General features: G+C 36.8%; 21 protein-coding genes. 7 read left to right on the plus strand and 14 right to left on the minus strand.

Annotation, left to right across the window (positions count from 1 at the left end):
- Positions 1-6 precede the first annotated feature (6 nt).
- The 7 genes from ACOCEA_RS04190 to trhO all read right to left on the minus strand — a co-directional run bounded on the left by ACOCEA_RS04190 (position 7) and on the right by trhO (position 7,927).
- Positions 7-486, minus strand: coding sequence for a GNAT family N-acetyltransferase (locus ACOCEA_RS04190; RefSeq protein ID WP_420754943.1), 480 nt, complete (start codon positions 484-486; stop codon positions 7-9).
- Between the two features lie 764 nt (positions 487-1,250).
- Complete coding sequence (locus ACOCEA_RS04195) at positions 1,251-1,904, minus strand: 3-oxoacid CoA-transferase subunit B (protein ID WP_420754944.1); 654 nt, start codon at positions 1,902-1,904, stop codon at positions 1,251-1,253.
- A gap of 3 nt (positions 1,905-1,907) precedes the next feature.
- Entirely contained in the window at positions 1,908-2,609 is a 702-nt protein-coding gene (locus ACOCEA_RS04200) for a CoA transferase subunit A (protein WP_420754945.1), read from the minus strand.
- Between the two features lie 107 nt (positions 2,610-2,716).
- Positions 2,717-5,059: a penicillin-binding protein 1A gene (locus tag ACOCEA_RS04205; protein ID WP_420754946.1), complete on the minus strand. Its 2,343-nt coding sequence runs from the start codon at positions 5,057-5,059 to the stop codon at positions 2,717-2,719.
- 4 nt (positions 5,060-5,063) lie between these two features.
- Positions 5,064-5,549 carry a gliding motility lipoprotein GldH gene (locus ACOCEA_RS04210; RefSeq protein ID WP_420754947.1) on the minus strand — a complete coding sequence of 162 codons (486 nt, stop codon included), beginning with the start codon at positions 5,547-5,549 and terminating at the stop codon, positions 5,064-5,066.
- Positions 5,542-6,714: a PSP1 domain-containing protein gene (locus ACOCEA_RS04215; RefSeq protein ID WP_420754948.1), complete on the minus strand. Its 1,173-nt coding sequence runs from the start codon at positions 6,712-6,714 to the stop codon at positions 5,542-5,544. The genes ACOCEA_RS04210 and ACOCEA_RS04215 overlap by 8 nt, the downstream gene beginning before the upstream one ends.
- Positions 6,715-6,895: 181 nt before the next feature.
- Positions 6,896-7,927 (minus strand): oxygen-dependent tRNA uridine(34) hydroxylase TrhO, encoded by a 1,032-nt coding sequence (trhO, locus tag ACOCEA_RS04220; protein WP_420754949.1) that lies wholly within the window; start codon positions 7,925-7,927, stop codon positions 6,896-6,898.
- Between the two features lie 356 nt (positions 7,928-8,283).
- On the opposite strand from trhO, the gene recA reads away from it, so the two are divergent.
- The 4 genes from recA to ACOCEA_RS04240 all read left to right on the plus strand — a co-directional run bounded on the left by recA (position 8,284) and on the right by ACOCEA_RS04240 (position 11,936).
- A complete protein-coding gene (gene recA, locus ACOCEA_RS04225) occupies positions 8,284-9,291 on the plus strand; it encodes a recombinase RecA (RefSeq protein ID WP_420754950.1) in 1,008 nt (335 codons plus the stop codon).
- Between the two features lie 83 nt (positions 9,292-9,374).
- Positions 9,375-9,791, plus strand: a complete 417-nt coding sequence (locus ACOCEA_RS04230; RefSeq protein ID WP_420754951.1) for a hypothetical protein — start codon at positions 9,375-9,377, stop codon at positions 9,789-9,791.
- 23 nt (positions 9,792-9,814) lie between these two features.
- Positions 9,815-10,387 (plus strand): RNA polymerase sigma factor, encoded by a 573-nt coding sequence (locus ACOCEA_RS04235; RefSeq protein WP_420754952.1) that lies wholly within the window; start codon positions 9,815-9,817, stop codon positions 10,385-10,387.
- Between the two features lie 34 nt (positions 10,388-10,421).
- Complete coding sequence (locus tag ACOCEA_RS04240; protein WP_420754953.1) at positions 10,422-11,936, plus strand: hypothetical protein; 1,515 nt, start codon at positions 10,422-10,424, stop codon at positions 11,934-11,936.
- Here the strand turns inward: ACOCEA_RS04240 and ACOCEA_RS04245 are convergent.
- Entirely contained in the window at positions 11,933-12,673 is a 741-nt protein-coding gene (locus ACOCEA_RS04245; RefSeq protein WP_420754954.1) for a lysophospholipid acyltransferase family protein, read from the minus strand. The two genes, ACOCEA_RS04240 and ACOCEA_RS04245, sit on opposite strands and share 4 nt — an antisense overlap.
- Positions 12,674-12,744: 71 nt before the next feature.
- Here ACOCEA_RS04245 and trpS point away from each other — a divergent pair, with 71 nt between their 5' ends.
- On the plus strand, positions 12,745-13,713 hold the full coding sequence (gene trpS / locus ACOCEA_RS04250; RefSeq protein WP_420754955.1) for a tryptophan--tRNA ligase: 969 nt from the start codon (positions 12,745-12,747) through the stop codon (positions 13,711-13,713).
- 228 nt (positions 13,714-13,941) lie between these two features.
- Here the strand turns inward: trpS and dprA are convergent, their stop codons facing one another.
- A complete protein-coding gene (dprA, locus tag ACOCEA_RS04255; RefSeq protein ID WP_420754956.1) occupies positions 13,942-15,063 on the minus strand; it encodes a DNA-processing protein DprA in 1,122 nt (373 codons plus the stop codon).
- Positions 15,064-15,154: 91 nt separating this feature from the next.
- Between dprA and ACOCEA_RS04260 the strand changes: the two genes are divergently transcribed.
- Both ACOCEA_RS04260 and ACOCEA_RS04265 read left to right on the plus strand, forming a co-directional pair.
- Entirely contained in the window at positions 15,155-16,117 is a 963-nt protein-coding gene (locus tag ACOCEA_RS04260) for an HU domain-containing protein (protein ID WP_420754957.1), read from the plus strand.
- Positions 16,118-16,175: 58 nt separating this feature from the next.
- A complete protein-coding gene (locus ACOCEA_RS04265; RefSeq protein ID WP_420754958.1) occupies positions 16,176-16,691 on the plus strand; it encodes an acyl-CoA thioesterase in 516 nt (171 codons plus the stop codon).
- On the opposite strand, the gene ACOCEA_RS04270 is transcribed toward ACOCEA_RS04265, so the two are convergent.
- Genes ACOCEA_RS04270 through dut form a run of 5 tightly spaced genes read right to left on the minus strand, consistent with a single transcriptional unit; the run spans position 16,688 to position 20,981 of the window.
- On the minus strand, positions 16,688-17,533 hold the full coding sequence (locus ACOCEA_RS04270; RefSeq protein WP_420754959.1) for an aldo/keto reductase: 846 nt from the start codon (positions 17,531-17,533) through the stop codon (positions 16,688-16,690). The genes ACOCEA_RS04265 and ACOCEA_RS04270 overlap by 4 nt on opposite strands.
- Positions 17,534-17,542: 9 nt before the next feature.
- Positions 17,543-18,775: a murein hydrolase activator EnvC family protein gene (locus ACOCEA_RS04275; RefSeq protein ID WP_420754960.1), complete on the minus strand. Its 1,233-nt coding sequence runs from the start codon at positions 18,773-18,775 to the stop codon at positions 17,543-17,545.
- A 1-nt stretch (position 18,776) separates the two neighbouring features.
- Complete coding sequence (gene lolB1 / locus ACOCEA_RS04280) at positions 18,777-19,517, minus strand: lipoprotein insertase outer membrane protein LolB1 (RefSeq protein WP_420754961.1); 741 nt, start codon at positions 19,515-19,517, stop codon at positions 18,777-18,779.
- Between the two features lie 48 nt (positions 19,518-19,565).
- The gene (locus ACOCEA_RS04285; protein ID WP_420754962.1) at positions 19,566-20,510 is read right to left on the minus strand and encodes a tetratricopeptide repeat protein; all 945 of its coding nucleotides are present in this window, start codon (positions 20,508-20,510) and stop codon (positions 19,566-19,568) included.
- Positions 20,511-20,546: 36 nt separating this feature from the next.
- Positions 20,547-20,981, minus strand: a complete 435-nt coding sequence (gene dut, locus ACOCEA_RS04290) for a dUTP diphosphatase (RefSeq protein WP_420754963.1) — start codon at positions 20,979-20,981, stop codon at positions 20,547-20,549.
- Positions 20,982-21,007 lie beyond the last annotated feature (26 nt).

The raw sequence follows: 21,007 nt of genomic DNA on the forward strand, positions 1-21,007 counted from the left end.
AATCTATTATTGTGAATTGAAATTTACCAAATCAAATCGCATTAACCAATCTGTTTGTTCATCTTTTCCAATAAAATAAGGATGGGTGCCAAATTGATAGAATCCATGTTTCTTATAAAACTTAATCGCATTTACATTATGCTCCCAAACGCCTAACCACAAAAATGATTTCTGGGTATTGGAAACCATCCCCTTAACTTTACTTAGGATGGCAGCGCCTATTTTTTTGCCTTGATGGGCCTTTACAACATATATACGCTCTAGCTCAACTGTATCTTTTAATTTAATATCCGTTTGAGCACTGTTAAAGTTTAATTTGAAATAGCCAACCAACTTGTCATTATGGTGAACAAAATAAAAATGGCTATCTGGATTACATAATTCTTCCCTAAGGATATTCGCAGAAAAAGCTTTGGCAAGATAATCTTGAAAATCTTGTGGGTCATTATCTTTTTGAAAAGCTTCTGTAAAGGTAGTAATGGACATTTCCACCAATTTCTTGAGGTTTTTTATTTCGCATTTTTTATAGATCAGTAGCATACTACTAAAATAAAAAAAGGAGCAATATACATTGCTCCTTCCGGGGGAAATTAACCAAGTAATATGAGTGTTTTTAATTAAGGCTAACAGATTTAAAAGCGAATCTACTTCTTGACATGTATGTTACATAAAAACGTTTTTGTCCGAAACAATGTTAACCTCATCATCAGGGAAATCCGTCCTAGGATAGGATATATGATAGACTTCATCGTCAATATTCCATATAAAATCAACCAAATTTAAAATGAATATATGTAATATTTTTCTTACTTATATAATTTTGTTGTAAGAAGTTATCTCCATGTGGTATAACTTACTATACTTGATGTTGTTTTTTATAATTGCCCTATAATATGCCATGTAAAGATTTACTGGTTGAAAAAAGGCAAAAAAAAGAGCAACTTGGGGAAGTTGCTCTTTAAACCAATTTTATTGAATTAGTCTATAGCATAAATAATTTTTTGGTCAACTGAATTATGCCACTAAAAAAATCATTTCGGTAAACTTGTACTTTTTCTTCGGGCGCAATGTGGTTGTGAGAGTTCATTCTGGCTAAATTTAAATATGTTATTGTGGGTATTTAATTATTTCTACGACATAAATATAATAACTAACGCAATTAAGTTCTATATTATTGTTGTGAATATATTACAAAATGTTGTGAAAAAACAACTGGTATGTTTTTGCCTTTAAAATAGCCACAAAACAATTTATAATTTCATTTCTGGAATCACACCTTTACAAATTAATGTGCCTTCTGTAGCCTTTTTAATATCTTCCACACTCACACCAGGTGCCCTTTCCAATAATAAAAAACCTTCTGGAATAATTTCTATTACTGCTAGGTTGGTTACAATCTTTTTAACACATTGTACCCCAGTTAAAGGAAGTGTACATTTTTTTAAAAGTTTGGACTCACCAGCCCTATTGGTATGCATCATGGCAACAATAATATCTTCTGCAGAGGCAACCAAGTCCATTGCCCCGCCCATACCTTTAACCATTTTGCCCGGTATTTTCCAATTGGCAATATCACCATTTTCAGCCACCTCCATAGCGCCTAAAATGGTTAAGTCCACATGCTGGCCTCGAATCATATTAAAACTAGTGGCCGAATCAAAAAATGATGCGCCAGGCAAGGTTGTTATCGTTTGCTTCCCAGCATTTATAATATCAGCGTCTTCATCACCTTCAAAAGGAAATGGTCCCATACCTAGTACCCCATTTTCACTTTGAAACTCAACACTTATATCATCCCTTACAAAATTTGCTACCAATGTGGGAATCCCTATTCCTAGATTCACATAATAGCCATCCTTCACTTCTTCTGCAATTCGTCTCGCAATACCGTTTTTATCTAGCATAATCTAATCCCTCTTTCTTACCGTTCTTTGCTCAATTCTTTTTTCGTAATCTTTACCTTCAAATATTCGCTGTACAAAAATTCCAGGAACATGAATTTCATTAGGATCTAATTCGCCTGCCGGAACCAACTCTTCCACCTCTGCTACAGTTATTTTAGCAGCTCCACACATACAGGGATTAAAGTTTCTGGCGGTTCCCTTAAAAATAAGATTGCCTGCCTCATCCCCTTTCCATGCCTTTACAAAAGAGAAATTAGCATTAAAAGCTTCCTCCATGACATACATTTTACCATTAAATTCCCTTGTTTCCTTACCTTCAGCTACCTCTGTGCCATAACCAGCAGGAGTAAAAAAAGCAGGAAACCCGCCTTGAGCCGCTCTACACTTCTCAGCTAAAGTACCTTGCGGTGTTAGCTCTACATCTAGTTCACCACTCAACATTTGACGCTCAAACTCATCATTTTCACCAACATAACTAGATATCATTTTCCTAATCTGGCGTTTTTGCAAAAGCAGACCTAGACCAAAATCATCAACACCAGCATTATTGGAAATACAGGTAAGATCCTTTACCCCAAGTCTAACCAATTCATCAATGGCTTTTTCAGGGATACCACAAAGCCCAAAACCTCCCAACATTAAAGTCATACCATCACAAACACCATCCAAGGCCTCATGCACATTTGAAACCGTTTTTTTTATCATTTCTATTCTTTAAATATTCCCTCTAAAATAACGATTTTTAAGATGATAAAATAAAAAGGCCCCAGTGTTCTCCAGGGCCTCTATTTATACAGAAATTTATACTCTTTTTAGAAATCCAAATCGTCCAGATCGTCCCCTATTTGTATGTCCTTTTGTTGATTGTCCAAAAACTCTACACAATCTGTAACAATGTTCATATCTTCTGGTTTCTCAAAATCATCCATAGAGATACCTAAATCCTTATCCTTATAATTTTTAGTCATATACAGACCCCAGATAGGTAGGGCCATTGAAGCTCCTTGGCCATACAAAATACTTTTAAAATGTGTGGCTCGCTCTTCACCACCCACCCATACACCGGTGACCAAATTAGGCACCATGCCCATGAACCAACCATCACTTTGGTTTTGCGTAGTACCCGTTTTACCTGCAATAGGATTGGTTAAGTTATACGGGTAACCAGTAATAATCTCCTTGTACACCGTGTTTTCCGTATTGAAAGTATGCCGAAGCCTCGTACCAGAACCGCCTTGGGTAACCCCTTTCATTAAATCAATCATGGCATATGAAACTTCCTTGCTCAAGACATCCTTGGTTTCTGGCACATATTCATAAAGCACTGTGCCATTTTTATCCTCTATTCTAGTCACCATTACAGGTTTTACATATACACCTTGATTGGCAAAGGCACCATAGGCACCCACCATCTCATATACATTAACATCCACCGTGCCTAAAGCAATTGAAGGTACTTCAGGAACGTCTCCTGTTAGACCCAAATTCTTAACAATTGACACTACCGATTTTGGCCCAACCTTATCAATTAATTGCGCGGTAACCGTATTTACTGAATTCGCCAATGCCGATTTTAAGGTTAACTCTTTTCCTGAATATTTACCATCGGAATTTTTTGGACACCAAGGCTCTGGGTTGCCATGTTTATCCGCTTCAATACAATATTGCGTGTCTGGTAAGGTTTCACAAGGTGAAAGTCGCAATTGATCAATGGCGGCAGCATATACAAAAGGTTTAAAAGTAGAACCCGCTTGTCTTGCTCCTTGAATAACATTATCGTATTGAAAATGCTTATAATTTATACCGCCTACCCATGCTTTTACATGACCGGTTTGTGGTTCCATAGACATCATTGACGCCCTTAGGAAAGTTTTATAATAACGTATGGAATCCAAAGGGGTCATAACTGTATCCTTCTCCTTAGTATCACTATTCCAATCAAAGACGGTCATCTCTGTTTTTTTGCTAAAAGAATCCCGGATTTCCTTTTCTGACTTGCCCGATGCCTTCATTATTCTCCAACGTTCTGAAGTTTTCATCGCCCGATCCATAATACTATTAGTCTCCTCATCGGTTAAATCTAAGAAAGGGGCAGTTGGATTTCTATCTGGTGTGTTTTGATGAAAAAACTCGGCTTGCAGATTTTTCATGTGTTCATATACTGCATCCTCAGCATTTGCTTGCATTTTGGCATCTATGGTGGTGTAAATTTTTAATCCATCTAAATACAGATTGTAGCGGTCTCTTTCCCCAGCTAAAGCCAGTTTAGGATTTTTTTCGATCCAATCTTTCATAAATCGTTGTAAATACATCCTAAAATAAGTGGCAAGGCCCTCTCTGTGGTTCTCTGGATTAAAATTGATATCCATTTTTAAACCTTGCAAAGAATCTTTTTCTTGCTCTGTGATGTAATCATATTTAGCCATTTGGGCCAAAACTACATCCCGGCGGTTTTTTACCATTTCTTCCCTTCGTAAAGGATTAAATAATGATGAGTTTTTGAACATCCCCACCAACATGGCAGATTCCTCAATCCTTAAATCCTTAGGTTCTTTACCAAAATAGATTCGGGCAGCAGAACGGATACCATCGGCATTATTCCCAAAATCATAAATATTAAAGTACATACTTATGATTTCCTCCTTTGTGTAACTTCTTTCCAATCTAGTAGCCAGAACCCATTCCTTAATTTTTTGCTGTAATGTTTCCAGTTTATTCCTAGAACGGACCCCAACAAAAAGTTGACGTGCCAACTGTTGGCTAATGGTACTGGCACCTCCCCTTGTACCCAAAAAGAAAAATGCCCGAACAGTCCCTCTAAAATCTATTCCTGAATGATCATGAAAACGGGCATCTTCGGTCGCCACAAGTGCATTGACCAAGTTCTCTGGTAAGTCTTCAAACTTTACGTCGGTACGGTTGTCGTCCAAATAAAACTTACCCAAAAGATTACCGTCTGAAGAAATTATCTGGGAAGCAAGGTTAGTCTGTGGATTTTCCAAATACTCATAGGGAGGTAATTCTCCGAAAAAACCCCAAGAGGCAGAGAGGAAAATTAACGCCACCAATGTTATACCTGAGGCGAACAATATCCAAAACCATTTTATATACTTACCAAAACTTGACGTTTGTTTCTTTTTTACCACTTTTGCCATAAGCTCAAGGATTACTTTTTGTTATTTCCAAACCAACATCGGTAACACCTTCCAATCCAATTACACCGGACACATTACCATTTTTACGCATTGCGTGGGCTACTTCTAAGGTATATACGCCAGAAGAAGAAAAAACGATGTCCTCCTTATACCATAATTTGTTTTCCTTTAGATTACCGCTACCTTTTCCTAACCAAGTACCATCTGGTAATGCCATGGTATACTCTAATGTATCTTGTATCACTTCACCATCGGGTGTGGTTAACGCTGCAATTAAAAAGAGATTACTGTAAGGATACGTATCATCATTCCTAACATTGATGTACATATGGTGTTTTTGTAAAGTATCCATCTTCGAAAACGTAAACTGCATAACAGAATCCCTGTTCCAGGAAGCCCCCGTTACGCTTTTAAATTCAGAAGTGACTACGTTGGTATTGCATGAGAAGAGACACAAAGCTACCAAAAGAATCAACAGTGTACTACGCATTCCTTTTACTTCTATTTCTGTTTTTATTGTTCTTTTTCCTATTCCTGTTTTTATTTCTATTTGCTTGGTTTTTAGGTTTATCAAAACGGGTAAGACTATCTTGTCCAACCACATTTTCAAAAACTACTTTTTCCTCCTCAAGATTATCTACAGCAAAAGCCTCTAAACTATCAACTTTTTCCTTCTTTTTGTTTTTTTCCAAAATTTCATTTACCTGACTTTTAGAAAGCATATGCCAGTTGGCCGGTTCATCTTTATAAGAGAACCATAACATTTCTTTGAAAATATCGGTTTTCTGACAAAATGCCAATCCCTTTTCGGTAAATAATTTAGTGTCTTGGGATGGAAAATCTTTTAGCGCATCAAGATAAACATCCAACTCATAATTTAAACAGCACTTAAGTTTACCACACTGTCCTGCCAATTTTTGTGGATTTAGGGATAACTGTTGATAGCGTGCGGCAGAAGTGCTCACCGATCTAAAATCAGTTAACCAAGTAGAGCAACATAGTTCCCTTCCGCAAGAGCCAATACCACCAAGACGTTGTGCCTCTTGACGATATCCTATTTGGCGCATTTCTATCCGAATACCAAAGGCCTTTGCCATATCCTTTATCAATTGGCGAAAATCTACACGATCTTCAGCGGTATAATAAAACGTGGCTTTGGAAGCATCGCCTTGAAACTCAACATCAGAGATTTTCATTTGCAATTTTAGGATAATTGCAATTTCTCTGGCTCGTTTTTTTATCTCTTCTTCGCGATTCCTACACTTCTGCCAGATATCAATATCTTTTTGAGAAGCTTTACGGTATATTTTTGGTAGTTCCTCTTTGATAAAATCTACCTTTTTCCTTTTCATTTGAACACGCACCAGTTCCCCAATCAAGGTTACCAAACCAATGTCATGGCCCGATTGCGACTCGGTAGCCACAATATCTCCTATAGACAATGATAGATTTTCTGAATTTTTAAAAAATTCCTTTCTACTATTTTTAAATCGGACCTCAACATATTCAAATGGTTTTTCGCCATTTGGCAGTGCCATATTTGAAAGCCAGTCAAAAACAGTTAATTTATTGCAACCATCTGTACCGCAAGTACCGTTATTCTTGCATCCCTTTGGTTGTCCATCCTTACCGGTAGAACAACTACTACAACCCATATTTTATATATTGATTTGGTATAACATCTTTGGTTTTACCAAAAAAGGTTCATAAAAAACTTATAGGTAAAGATAGTGTTTTTTTAATGTGATATAAAGTGGGGCTACTAATAAGAACTTCAGATTTAAGGAATACCACACGGGTATTTTTTAAATTGCACAGCAATGAAGCAGCTACTATTTAGTTCTTAAACTTCAACACCTCTGATCGCCCTTTTTTAAAGATTTTATTACTTACTACCTTACCCTTTCTTAGTGCTTTTTGCTCTTCGTAAGGTAATTCATGAATTTCTTTGCAGTGATCGGAACAACAATTGTTCATCTTTTCCGCACAAGCCTCACATTGTATAAACAATAAATGACAGGCTTCATTTGCACAATTCACATGTTCGTCACAAGAAGCGCCACATTGATGGCATTTTGCAATAACATCCTCACTTATTCGCTCTCCTCTACGATGATCAAAAACAAAGTTCTTTCCCCTAAATTTGTTTTCCAAGTTCTTTTGGGTCACTTGTCTCGTGTATTCTATAATACCGCCTTCCAATTGGTACACTTGTTTAAAGCCTTTGTGCTTATAATAAGCGCTGGCCTTTTCACACCGGATACCCCCAGTACAGTACATCACTAATTTTTTATCCTCTTTATGATCCGCTAAATCCTGTTCTATAATATCCAAAGAATCCCTAAATGTATCTACATCTGGAGTGATTGCATTTTTAAAATGTCCAATTTCACTTTCATAATGATTCCTCATATCGACAAGAATTGTGTCTGGATCCTCTATAAGTTCATTGAATTTTTCTGCGCCAACATGAATGCCCTTGTTGGTCACGTCAAAACTTTTATCGTTAAGGCCATCCGCAACAATTTTATGCCGCACCTTCACCTTTAGTTTAAGAAATGAGAGGTTGTCTTGCTCAATGGCAATATTAAGCCTTACATTTTCTAAGAAAGAAATGCTGTCCAAGTGCTCCTTAAAAGGCCCAAAATTTTCCGCCGGAACAGATAGCTGTGCATTAATACCCTCATTGGCCACATAAATGCGCCCAAGAACTTCTAAATCGTTCCAATGAATAAATAAGTGATTTCTGAAAATGGAAGTGTTTCCAATATGTGCATATTTATAGAAAGAGATGGTTAGACGGTCCTTACCTGCTTCTTTTATAAGCGCTGCTCTTTCCTTTGCACTTAATGTATTGTACAGTTGCATGCTATACCAATAATTTAAGTTAAACGAAATTTTAGTCAGCAAAGATACTAATTATGAGCAAAACATCAGGTGAATACTATGCTATTCCCTAGAATTGAAATGCAAAGAGTCCCGAATATTCGGGACTCTTTATTAGGCTATTCCAATTTATTCTTTTTCATAGCATTCTTTCATAAAATCAAAATAAAGGAGATAGCCAACAGTTGCCATTGTCATTAAGTACAATGGCATATAACATACTAACCACTAACTGTTTTTAAAGTAGACGTATATTTACTAAAATGGTTGCGTAAAAGAACACATAATTATTCTTTTCAAAAAAGAAATGCTAATTTAGCTTCCCTAAAAAATAACTCATGAGTTCCGAAAAAGAAGCGAAATTAAAAGCCCTTAAATTAACCTTGGATAAATTGGACAAAACCTATGGAAAAGGTGCTGTCATGAAATTAGGGGATAGTGTTGTTGCAGATGTTGAAGTAATCCCTTCTGGATCCCTTGGCCTTGATATTGCTTTAGGGGTAGGTGGTTATCCTCGCGGACGTGTTATTGAGATTTATGGTCCTGAATCTTCAGGTAAAACTACACTTACATTGCATGCTATAGCTGGTGCCCAAAAAAATGGTGGCATTGCTGCCTTCATTGATGCAGAGCATGCTTTTGACCGTTTTTACGCACAAAAACTAGGTGTTGACATTGATAATTTAATCATTTCCCAACCAGATAACGGTGAGCAAGCTTTAGAAATTGCCGATAATCTTATCCGATCCGGTGCTATTGATATCGTAATTATAGATTCTGTGGCGGCCTTGACACCAAAAAGTGAGATTGAAGGTGAAATGGGAGATTCCAAAATGGGTCTTCATGCCCGTTTAATGTCCCAAGCACTTAGAAAATTAACAGGTTCTATAAGCAAGACCAATTGTACCGTTATTTTCATTAACCAATTAAGGGAAAAAATTGGTGTTATGTTCGGTAATCCTGAAACAACAACCGGTGGAAATGCCTTAAAATTTTATGCATCCGTGCGTTTAGATATTAGACGTTCTACTCAAATTAAGGATACAGATGGGAATGTAAAAGGAAACAAAACTAGGGTTAAGGTAGTTAAGAACAAAGTTGCCCCACCCTTCCGTACTACCGAGTTTGACATCATGTATGGCGAAGGTATTTCTAAAATTGGTGAGGTGATAGACTTAGGTGTTGAATACGAAATCATTAAGAAAAGTGGTTCTTGGTTTAGCTATGGCGATACCAAACTTGGCCAGGGAAGGGATGCCGTTAAGACCTTATTGTTAGACAATCCGGAACTTTTTGAAGAGTTAGACAGCAAAATTAGAGAAGCTATAAACGCCCTTAATCAGTAAAAAAGTCTTTTTCTTCTTATAATTTAAGGGGTAACGCAACCTTTTTTCTATATTTTCATCTTGGTCATAAAGGAATTTTTGTGATGAAGAGAGGGATATTAGTAGTAATGGTAGCGTTTTCGTTGTTGTTTAGTAGTTGTTCCATTGAGGATGATGCGCCAAACTTTCATTTTACGGCACTATCTATTACCAATGCTGAAGTGCCAGAATCTTTTGTGCTTAACCAAACTTACAAAATAAACGTTACTTATCTTTTACCTAACGGGTGTACCTCTTATGAAGGTTTTGATGTTAGTAATGAAGATATTACAACAAGAAATGTTGTTGTGGTTGGAGCTGTTCATACAGATGCTGTATCTTGTACTGAGCAAGTTATAGAGCAAGAAGCATCCTTTAACTTCGTCGTCATTTATAACGAACCCTACACCTTTAAGTTTTATCAAGGTGACAATAGCGATGGCGAGCCAGAATTTCTTGAGATCGTTGTGCCAGTAGAATAAAACCTAAGTTAACCTAACCAACGTTGAGTGCCCTAGAAGAACTCATACATAAATGCAAAAAGGGAGAACGAAAAGCCCAAGGACAGCTGTATCAAGAGTACGCAAATATACTCTTTGGTATATGTTTAAAATATTCGCGAAATAAAACGGAGGCCGAAGATAACCTACATGATAGTTTCATAACCATTTTTGACAAAATTGGCCAATATAATTCTAAAGGTTCTTTTGAAGGTTGGATAAAAAGAATAACTGTAAATACAGTACTACAAAAATATAGAAAAGAAGAATATTTAAATGTTGTTGATGAAAACACAGGGGAAGAAGTTACTTTGGATTCTATTTATACAGAAATAGATTTGCAAACCCTACTTAAATATATTAGGGAACTGCCCAATAAATATAGAACAACTTTTAATTTATACGTTCTTGATGGGTATACACATAAAGAAATTGGTGAGTTATTAGGCACAACCATTGGTACTTCAAAATCCAATCTTGCAAGGGCAAGAATACTATTAAAACAAAAAATAGAATCAAAACTTTCCCAATCAGTTATAGGGTTGGTCATAATCATTACTAATTACATGTGGATTTAACGATCGCACACAAAAACATATAAGTCTTTCAAAGATGGGTAAACAAAACATAGACGAACTTTTTCAAAAGAAATTTAAGGATTTCAAGGAAATACCTGATGCAAAGGTCTGGACAGCAATTGAAACTACGTTGAATAAAAAACGGAAAAAGAAAGTTATTCCATTTTGGTGGCAATTGGGTGGTATTGCCGCAGCATTGATAATTGGTTTTATTGTTATGAACCCATTTAATAAAACAATAACTTCAGATGACACCATTACAGATACAGAACAATTAGAAAAGAAATCAGAACATGAGAAAGCTGATACTATTGATAGAAATGTCGTTAAAAAAAACGACCCAATAACAAATAATTCGTCAATCCTCAAAAATAAGGACACCCAACAAATAAATACCGAACAGAATAAAACGAAAAACCCCCAACAAGTTTTAGTTTCAAATAATACAAAGCAAAATATTAAGTCGGGCAACCCGAACAATTTTAGTAAGGTCGAGAAAAATTATAAAGAGCAGAATTCAATAGTAGTAAATACAAATACTGATGGCCATCAAAATGATATTTTAACAGAACGAATTCCACCCAACTCAGTTACTGATGCCAACACTACCGCTAATGTTGATACATCTCAAACAAACAAGTCCTTTTTAACGACCGTAAAAGATGAACGGACAGCAACCGCAAGTCAAAAATTAGAAACCGCCATTACCGACAATGATCAAAAATCATCAGACAAAAATGCTGATGCTAATAAAAAATCCATTTTTGAAGAAATACCTGAAGAGGGCAGGGAACTAGTTGTCGAGAGCAATAAGGGCAAAAGATGGTCTGTAGGACCTAGCATAGCACCTGTCTATTTTAACGCTATGGGAGAAGGCTCGCCTGTTCATCCTAGTTTTGTTCCCAATTCTAAATCCGGTAATGTCAATCTTAGTTACGGTTTAGCCATAGCCTATGAAATTAGCCCCAAGCTTACGGTGAAATCAGGGGTTCATAAAGTAGATTATGGCTATGACACCAATGATGTTTCCTTTTCTACATCGTTGGCCTCCACCAACACTGGTCAGATAAAAACGATAGATTATAACTCAACTTCAAAGAATTTAGTGGTAACCAGTAGGGATAATTCAGTGTCGGACTTTTCGGTTGCCAATAAATCTATCGATTTCTTGGCGCAAAACCCAGAAAAATATGGTGTTATGTCCCAACAATTTGGATATATTGAGGTGCCTTTGGAATTAAACTATGCCGTAATAGATAATACATTTGGATTAAATATTATTGGAGGTGTTAGTTCATTGTTTTTGGTCGATAATGCCGTTGCGTTGACATCTGGTGATCTTACTACAGAAATGGGTGAGGCCAATAATATGAATGACTTAAATTTTAGTGCTAATTTTGGCTTGGGTGTAAACTATAAATTATCTCAAAAAGTTAAGCTAAATATAGAACCGGTTTTTAAATACCAATTAAATACCTTTACGCAGACCCAAGGCACATTTAATCCTTATTCCATAGGGGTTTACAGCGGCTTAAGCTTTAAATTTTAATGGCGATGCAATGAATTGAAGATAACATTACGTACCTCTTCCCGTAAGGTGCCTTTATCTTCTTGTTCTAGGATACCGGTTTCAAAAAATTCATGCACGGTAGCACGGATTACACCCGGTCCCCCACTAAAAAAGGTAAATGAAAATCGTTCCTTATTATTATGAAAGGTCATTGGCACCACAGGTATTTTATGCGCAATGGCCATTTTAAAGGCTCCATCCTTAAATTGATCTAAAACGATAGATTCATTGTCAGGAACGCCTCCTTCTGGAAAAATACATATACTCAAACCCTGCTTTAATCTTTTTTGAGCTCTTCTGTAAACCCCTGTCCTACTCTGCGTGCTCTCCCGATCTACCATAATACAGACCCTTTTATAAAAGAATCCAAAAACAGGTATGTTAACCAACTCTTTTTTGCCAACAAACACAAAAGGATTTTTACTCACGTATAACATCAGCATAATATCCATCATGCTAGTATGGTTTGCCACCAACATATAACTTTTCTTGCGGATAAGTTTTTGTTTATAAATGGTCTTTGGAAAACAGGCCATGCCATAGAGAATAGGCTTCGCCCAGAGGTTACGAGCCATCCAAAAAAATTGGGGATACCATGCCTCCCTTGAGGCAAACAACAACAGGAAAGGAAAAAAAATAAAAATAGGAACAGCAACCAAAATATAGAACCAGATACGGTACAATGTCCATCCTATTTGCTTTAGAATTTTAAGCATGCATCAAAAATAGTTATTTGCACTCATTTTTTTTCATTTGTTTTACCTTTGTGAACTTAGACAAAAAGTAGATGGCAAGAATTTTAACGGGAATACAAAGTACCGGAACACCTCACTTGGGGAATATTTTGGGAGCAATAATCCCAGCAATACAAATGGCCCAAGACCCTAAGAACGAATCATTTCTATTTATTGCGGATATGCATTCCTTGACCCAAATAAAAAATGGCGAGGAATTAAGAAACAACACGTATCGTACTGCCGCTACATGGCTTTCCTTTGGGTTGGATATAGAAAAAACAGTGTTTTATAGACAGAGTGACGTACCGCAGGTCACCGAACTTTCATGGTATTTAAGTTGTTTCTTCCCATATCAACGGTTAACCTTGGCGCATTCCTTTAAGGATAAGGCCGATAGGTTGGATGATGTTAATGCCGGACTTTTTACCTACCCAATGCTTATGGCTGCTGATATATTATTGTACGATGCCAATATTGTACCTGTTGGAAAAGACCAATTACAGCATTTGGAAATGACCCGTGATGTAGCTTCCCGTTTTCATGCGCAATTAGGGGAAACCTTTGTACTGCCCGATGCCAAGGTACACGAAGAAACGATGTACATACCTGGTACAGATGGTGCAAAAATGAGCAAAAGCAAAGGAAACCTCATTAATCTGTTTCAGACTGATAAAAAATTACGCAAGTCAATAATGGGAATTCAAACGGACAGCACCCCTATGGAAGACCCTAAAGACCCAGAAACAGATAACATTTTTGCTTTATATAAAATACTGGCCACTCAGCCACAGATTGAGGAAATGACCGCAAATTACTTAGCGGGAAATTATGGCTATGGCCATGCAAAACAAGCACTTTACGAAGTCATTCTAAACAAGTTTGAGGAACCACGGGAAAAGTTTGAATACTATATAAACCATCTTAATGAAGTAGATGAAGCCTTGGCCATAGGAGCTGAAAAAGCTAAAAAAGTAGCGGATGGCGTCTTGGAACGTGTTCGAGGAAAATTGGGGTATTAAGTTTCTGTTTTTAACAGTCCCTTTGTTGTCATTTTTCATAACCCTGAGAATGACAGTAAAAAACCAACTACATCTTAAAAAAGACCCATAGGTCGTTTTATTGTTTGACCTATAGCCGCATATGTCCTTGTTTGGGGATTTGATTCAATTTTTAATCGATAAATGGTGTTTTTCAGGAAAATCCATCAATCTAAAAATGAAAATACAAACTGAGCGGTTTGTAAAACCCTAAATCGCCTCAAACAATTTTCCAGGCAAAGGTCGTATAACCCCTTTCATTTCCATGGTCAACAAAGTAGAAGAGGTTTTAAAAATGGGAAGCTTACATACTAAAGAAATGGTGTCTAAAAGTTGTTTTCCATTTTGTTCTAAATAGGTGTAAATAGCTTGTTCAGTGTCGTCCAAATTAACAAACAACTGTTTTTGAATGGTCTTTGATACTTGCTCTTCGTCTAAAGACCAATCCAACAAATAAATTAAATCCGCTGCAGAAGTAAGCATATGTGCCTTCTGCTGTTTTATAAGAATATTGCACCCGAGACTGTACTTGTCAGATGTTCTTCCCGGAACCGCAAAAACATCCCTATTATAACTATTGGCTATATTGGCGGTTACCAAACTACCTCCTTTTTCTGCAGATTCAACAACAATAGTAGCTTCGCTCATACCGGCTATAATGCGGTTTCGTTTTAGAAAATTCTCCCTTTCCGGACTACTAGTGCTCCAGAATTCAGTTAAAAACCCGCCATTGGCCCTAACATCAGCTTGGTACTTGGCGTGTGTCTTAGGGTAGATTTGGTTTAGACCATGTGCCAAACAACCAATGGTCTGCAGGCCGTGGTTTAAAGCCGCTTTTTGAATACATATATCAACGCCATAGGCAAAACCGCTAACGATGATAGGGTTCAATGGCGCTATATCTTCAACAAACTGTTCGCAGAAAGCCATACCATAACTAGTAATATTCCTTGTGCCAACCACACTGATTATCCTGCGCCCCTCCAATTCAATATTCCCCTGCTTAAATAATAAAATAGGACTATCTATGCAGTGTTTTAAATAATTTGGATAATCCAAGTCTAAAAAATAGGTGTACTTTATATTATTTGCTTCAATAAATTGTAACTCTTCTTCAGCAGCCTCCAAATGTTCAACATCAAACAAATGCTTTATGGTATGCGTTCCAATACCATCTATTTTTAAGAGATGATTCCGTTTGTCATCAAAAATTGCTGATGGACTACCACAGTGGGAAATTAATTTTTTTGCTATAACATCTCCAACATTAGGGATATTTTGCAACCTTAAAATTGCAAGAAGTTCATCATTAGTATGTTGGGAGTTGCTCATTAAGAATCGTAATAGGACAACAAATATAATGTTAATAAAAAGTTATGGTATCGGTTTTGAAGACTCTATTTTTTATTGATATTTGTGAACAATGGTTGTAGAACAATATATAAGCGATTTACTTTACAGATATAATTGTGTGGTTGTGCCAAGTTTTGGCGCATTCCTAACACAAAAATCATCTGCCAGATTAAATACTGTTACCAATACCTTTTTCGCCCCTGCAAAGTCCATTTCTTTCAACGAACAGTTAACAAGTAATGATGGTCTCTTAGTAACCTACATTGCTGAAATGGAGAAAAAAACTTTTGAAGCAGCACTTACCGCTGTTGAGGAAGTTACTAAAAATTGGAAAAGCACACTGGCAATTGGAGATAAACTGAGTTTACCAAACATTGGTCTACTTTGGATAAATACCGAAGGCAAAATACAATTTCAACCGTATCAAGAAGTTAATTATTTGACATCTTCATTTGGTTTGACTCCTTGTAAATCTATTCCAATTACCCGTGAAATCCTAAAAGAAGAAGTTGTTGCTATTGAGGAACAAATTCCCTTTATTATAAGTCCTGAACAAAGGGAAAAGAACACCTTTAGACCGTATTTAAAATATGCAGCTATTATTCTTTTAGCCCTATCCACGGGACTTACAGGGTTTAGATTTGTTCAAGACCGTATTCAAAATGAGCAAGTTGCACGCCAAGAAGCACAAAAACAGATTACTCGCCAAATACAGGAAGCCACTTTTTTTGATACCACACCGTTAGAATTGCCAACAGTCAATGTAGACGCCCTTTCTTCAGCCGTTCTAAACCCAATTACTACAGGGAAACATCATATCGTTGCAGGTGCTTTTAGAATTAGGGCAAATGCTGACAAAAAGATAAAATCACTACAAGATAAGGGTTATAATGCCGCGTATTACGGTACAAATGCATATGGGCTTCACATGGTGACCTATGACCGTTATAATGACGCACAAAAAGCCTTACAAGCCCTAAAAGAAATAAAACGCTCCCAATCTAGGGATGCTTGGATGCTTTCAGAAAAATAAGCAGCTTTGGTTAAGCCTAGGAAATTTGTTGCTTGTATCTTTGCCAAAATTTTCAACTATGAAAGCAAAGACACCTTCAGAATCTAGAACTACAATGACGGATATGGTACTCCCAAGTGAGACCAATGCCTTACAAAATCTGTTTGGAGGGGAACTTTTGGCGCGGATGGACCGTGCCGCAAGTATTGCAGCTGGCAGACACAGTAGAAGAATTACGGTTACTGCATCTGTAAACCACGTAGCTTTTAACTTGGCAATACCTTTGGGTAGTGTGGTTACTGTGGAAGCTGCCGTATCCAGGGCATACAACACTTCGATGGAGGTATATATTGATGTTTGGATAGAAGATCGTTACAATGGAAAACGTACGAAGGCAAATGAGGCAATTTATACTTTTGTTGCCGTAGATGAAACGGGCAAACCTACCGAAGTTCCAGAATTACTACCAGAATCCCCTTTAGAAAAAGAACGGTATGCCGGTGCTTTACGAAGAAAACAATTAAGTCTTGTTCTTGCCGGAAAAATGAAACCTGATAATGCTACTGAATTAAAAGCACTATTTACGAAATCCTAAAAATCAAAATGGTCTGGATGAGGCCCAATTCGCTCATCCCTATCCAAGCTATCTAGGTAGGCCATATCTTTTTCTGATAATTCAAAATCAAAAATATCCGCATTGGAAACGATACGGTCTTTATGAATAGATTTTGGAATGGTAACGACCCCTTTCTGTAGATTCCATCGTAAGATTATCTGCGCAACGGATTTACCATATTTTTCCGCGAGTTCCTTGCAAATATCCAAGCCAAAAACTTTTCCTTGCATAAATGGGGACCAAGCTTCATACTGAATGGTATTTTTATTGCAGAAGTCAAGTAAGGCCTGCTGTACTACGTAGGGATGAAATTCCATTTGATTTACCATAGGAACAATATTCGCCGTAGTCATTAAATCCTCCAAGTGATGCTGTAAAAAATTACTCACCCCAATAGCCCTCACCTTTTTTTGTTTATAAAGGTATTCCATAGCTCGCCAAGTGTCTTTATATTTCTCCTTCACCGGCCAGTGAATCAGCAATAAATCCAAATAATCAACTTGAAGACGGTTAATACTATCCTCAAATGACTGTAGGGTACTTTCATAGCCTTGATCGGAATTCCACACTTTGGTCACCAAAAATATATCTTTCCTAGTAACCTGACTTTCCTTGATTCCCTGTCCTACGCCCTCTTCATTTTTATAAATTGAAGCGGTATCTATATGACGATAGCCTATCTCCAGTGCATCCTTTACCGAATCTATTACTTCTTGATTGTTTTCTGCTTGATAGGTCCCTAAGCCCAAATAAGGCATCTCAACTCCATTATGTAATTTAAAAGTACCCTGTAATCCGTTAATTTTCTTCTTATCCTGCATGCTCACGTTTTATAATTGATATACCCAATCCTCTGGATTTAATTTTGATGTATCTTGATATAAATAGAATTTTAATCTGGTCTGGCCATTTGACCGATTGGTATAAATTGTGCCAAGCTCCTCCTTTATAGCAACTCTATCACCTTTCTTTACGTATAGGTCAGACAAGTTATAGTAGGTACTAATAAAATTTCCGTGTTTTATTTGCACACCTTTATTTCCTCCGGGTACGGCTAAAATGGCAATCACCTCCCCTTCAAAGATTGCCCTGGCCTTTGATCCGGGATCTGTTGCAATAATAACACCATTACTTTGATGTTGTATTCCAGGATAAACAGCGTCTTTATATATGCCAAATCCTTGACTCTTTATGCCCTTTTCTACCGGCCAAATTAATTTGCCTTTATTAGCGGAAAAATTATTTGCAACAATCGCAGCTTCTGGGGTCAGCACAAATTTACTGTTGCTAGTAGCCGTGGCTTTCCCTACTTTTTTGTTAGATGCAGCAATCGCTGAGCGAATCAATTTTTCTATTTGTTGGTCAATCTTACGTGCTTCCGCCTTTTTCTTGTTAATGGCGCTTACATACTTATTCTCATTCTTTCTAATAGTGCCAAGTAATGCTTTCTGTTGTTGAATCTCACCAAAAAGTTGATCTTTCGCTTTGGTGTTCTGCGCCAATAACACCTCTTTCACCTTCCGCTCTTCATTTAAATCACTGTTTAGCCTTGTAAGCTCATCCGTTTTAGCTATTATTTGCTCTCCTTGCTCTTTTCTGTAATCTGTGTATTGCTTCATATATTGAAGCCTTTTAAATGCTTGGTAAAAGCTCTCTGAAGACAACAGGAACATTAATCTATTTTGTTTGGACCTGTTTTGATAGGATTTCTGTATCATCTTGGCATACTCATCCTTTATTTCCTGTAACTCATTTTTAAGTTTCCCAATACTTCGTATGTTCGTATTTATTTGTCTATTGAGAAGGTTTGTCTGCTGGTTGGTTACACGAATTAACTGTTGCCTTACCGTAATCTTCTTATCCAAGGCCTCCATCTGATCCAAAACATCACCTTTTTCCTTTTTTTCCGCAAACAACAAACGATTAATTTCCCTTATTTCATTTTGTAAGCGCTCCCGTTTTTCTTCCAAAGCCTTCTGTTCACTGGTCTGGGCATAAAAAGTTTGGGCCGAAATGACCACGAGTGTGTAGAAAACAAATTTTTGTAATGATTTGAAGTTCATATTACTTTAAGACCACCTCTTTAAAACCTTTTGGTATTTTATATGGAAAATTAATTGCGCCATTTAACTCTATATTCCTATACTCCAACACTATAGCGTTTCGTCTATTCTCTTCCAATGCTAAAATTCGAATTTCATTTGGAAGTATATCCTTCTCTACTCGTTGGTAATTTTCATAACGGATTTCCAAAAGTTGTTTCTTTGAAGGCTGTGCTAATTGCTGTAGGGCCATTTTAAAATTTTGAGGTTCTATTTGATATAGCATCTTATAAAGTGTGCCTACACCTTTTGGTTTAAGCTGATAAGAATCTTCAGCAATGGAAATGGTGTACTTTTCTGAACGTAAATCGACAATTGCCTGACCTAGAAGTAAGTTTTGAAGCATTTCAAAATCAACCTCTGTTCCTAATAATTTACTTAAATAAGAAAAGTCACCATCAAAATACTCATTCTCCAACTTATTATAAAAAGAAACCCTAGTAGGGGTAATATAGGCCTTAACAATCCCTAAAGGAGCACTCATCCAAATTCCCTTATCCTTCTCCATTCTAAGACTTACCGTAAAGTTTTGCGAAGCATCACCATCAGAATAGTCAATCTTCACCTTACCACTTAAGGTCTTAAAACTTGTTGTGTTTTGATAGTGGGTTTTTATGACCGATTTAGAACTAAGCCGGCTATCGACCTCTCCACCTGTTACAACCTTTGTGCTTTTACAAGAAACGACCAACAGTGTTATCATGCATAACACTATATACTTTGCGTTCTTCCGTTTTCTATTTATCATATGCTAAAATCCGGGTTTAACCTTACTAAGATACATATTTGCCTTTTCAGGATTGTTCAATAATGTATATACCTCAGCCAGTTCCTTATAAATTTTATTTTCCAAAACAACATCGCTCAACACATAATCTAAAGCAGTCTCCAAGGCTTCTATAGCTTCTGGGTTTTTATTGTTTCTTTTCAGTCCAACCGCATTGGCATAATAAAAAAAGGGCTGGGATGGGTAATTATCCATTGCTTCCTCAGAAGCCAGTATTAGCTCTAAACTTTTACTAGAATTTAATAAATCTTCTATTGACTTTATATAATTGTCTAACACATTGTTTTCACCTTGTTGCACCACTATCTTATTATTTACAACCGGTTTATTCTTTGGGTCTTTCTTGGCTAGTGAATCCTTAACTTTTGATTCTAAATATCTGAGTGGGTTATTTTTTTTAACGTCTTTTAAAATAGTTTTAGCTTCCCTAAAATTACCTTGTACAAAGTATGCTTTTGCCAAATTAGATTTTAACTCTTCATTATTCCAAGGCAAGTCACTTTTTACATGCTCTAAAGACTTGTTTTGAACTTCTAAAGCGGTAACCAAGGTGTAAGCATACCAATAATTATCGGGATTACCTTTAATAGCATCTAAAGCATGTTGTTCAGCAGCTATATATTGCTTATCCAACAAATACGTTTTTGAAAGCTCATGGGAAATAACATCCTTTTCCGTGGTTAGTTCAATACAAGAAAGAAGAGCATTGATAGCCCTATCATAATTTTGAATTCCTTTTTGCTTTAACGCTTCAAAGAATTTCTCTTGAAAATCATCTGTGTATTCTTCTAAAAAAACTTCAGCACTTTCTTCAACCTCAATTTGGTTTTCTTCTTGCGCATAGCTTCCTTTTGGAATGGTAAACAATCCCAGAAAGAATATAAAACCAAGAATATTTTCCTTTATCATGTTGTAAATTAATTCCCCTTCACTCGCCTGAGGGTTCTATTTTACTCCCGTACTTCCAAAACCCCCTGCACCCCTATCTGTTTCAGAAAGCACTTCTACCTCTTCCCAATCGGCCCGTTCATGTTTGGCTATTACCATTTGGGCAATACGTTCCCCATTTTCAATGGTAAAAGATTCATTGGACAGGTTTACCAAAATAACACCAACTTCCCCTCTATAATCAGCATCAACCGTGCCAGGTGCATTTAACACGGTAATTCCTTTTTTTGCCGCCAGACCACTTCTTGGCCTTACTTGCGCCTCAAAGCCTATAGGTAGTTCTAAAAATAAACCAGTAGGTATAATGGCGCGCGCTAAGGGTTCCAAGATTACATTTTCTGTAATATTGGCTCTTAGGTCCATCCCTGCTGAAGCCCCTGTTTCATAATGAGGTAGTTTATGAGTGGAGGTATTGATAATCTTGATTTTCATCTGCGTGTATTTATACTTTTAGTTGG

Source organism: Maribacter luteocoastalis (assembly GCF_048890225.1).
Classification (GTDB): Bacteria; Bacteroidota; Bacteroidia; order Flavobacteriales; family Flavobacteriaceae; genus Maribacter; species Maribacter luteocoastalis.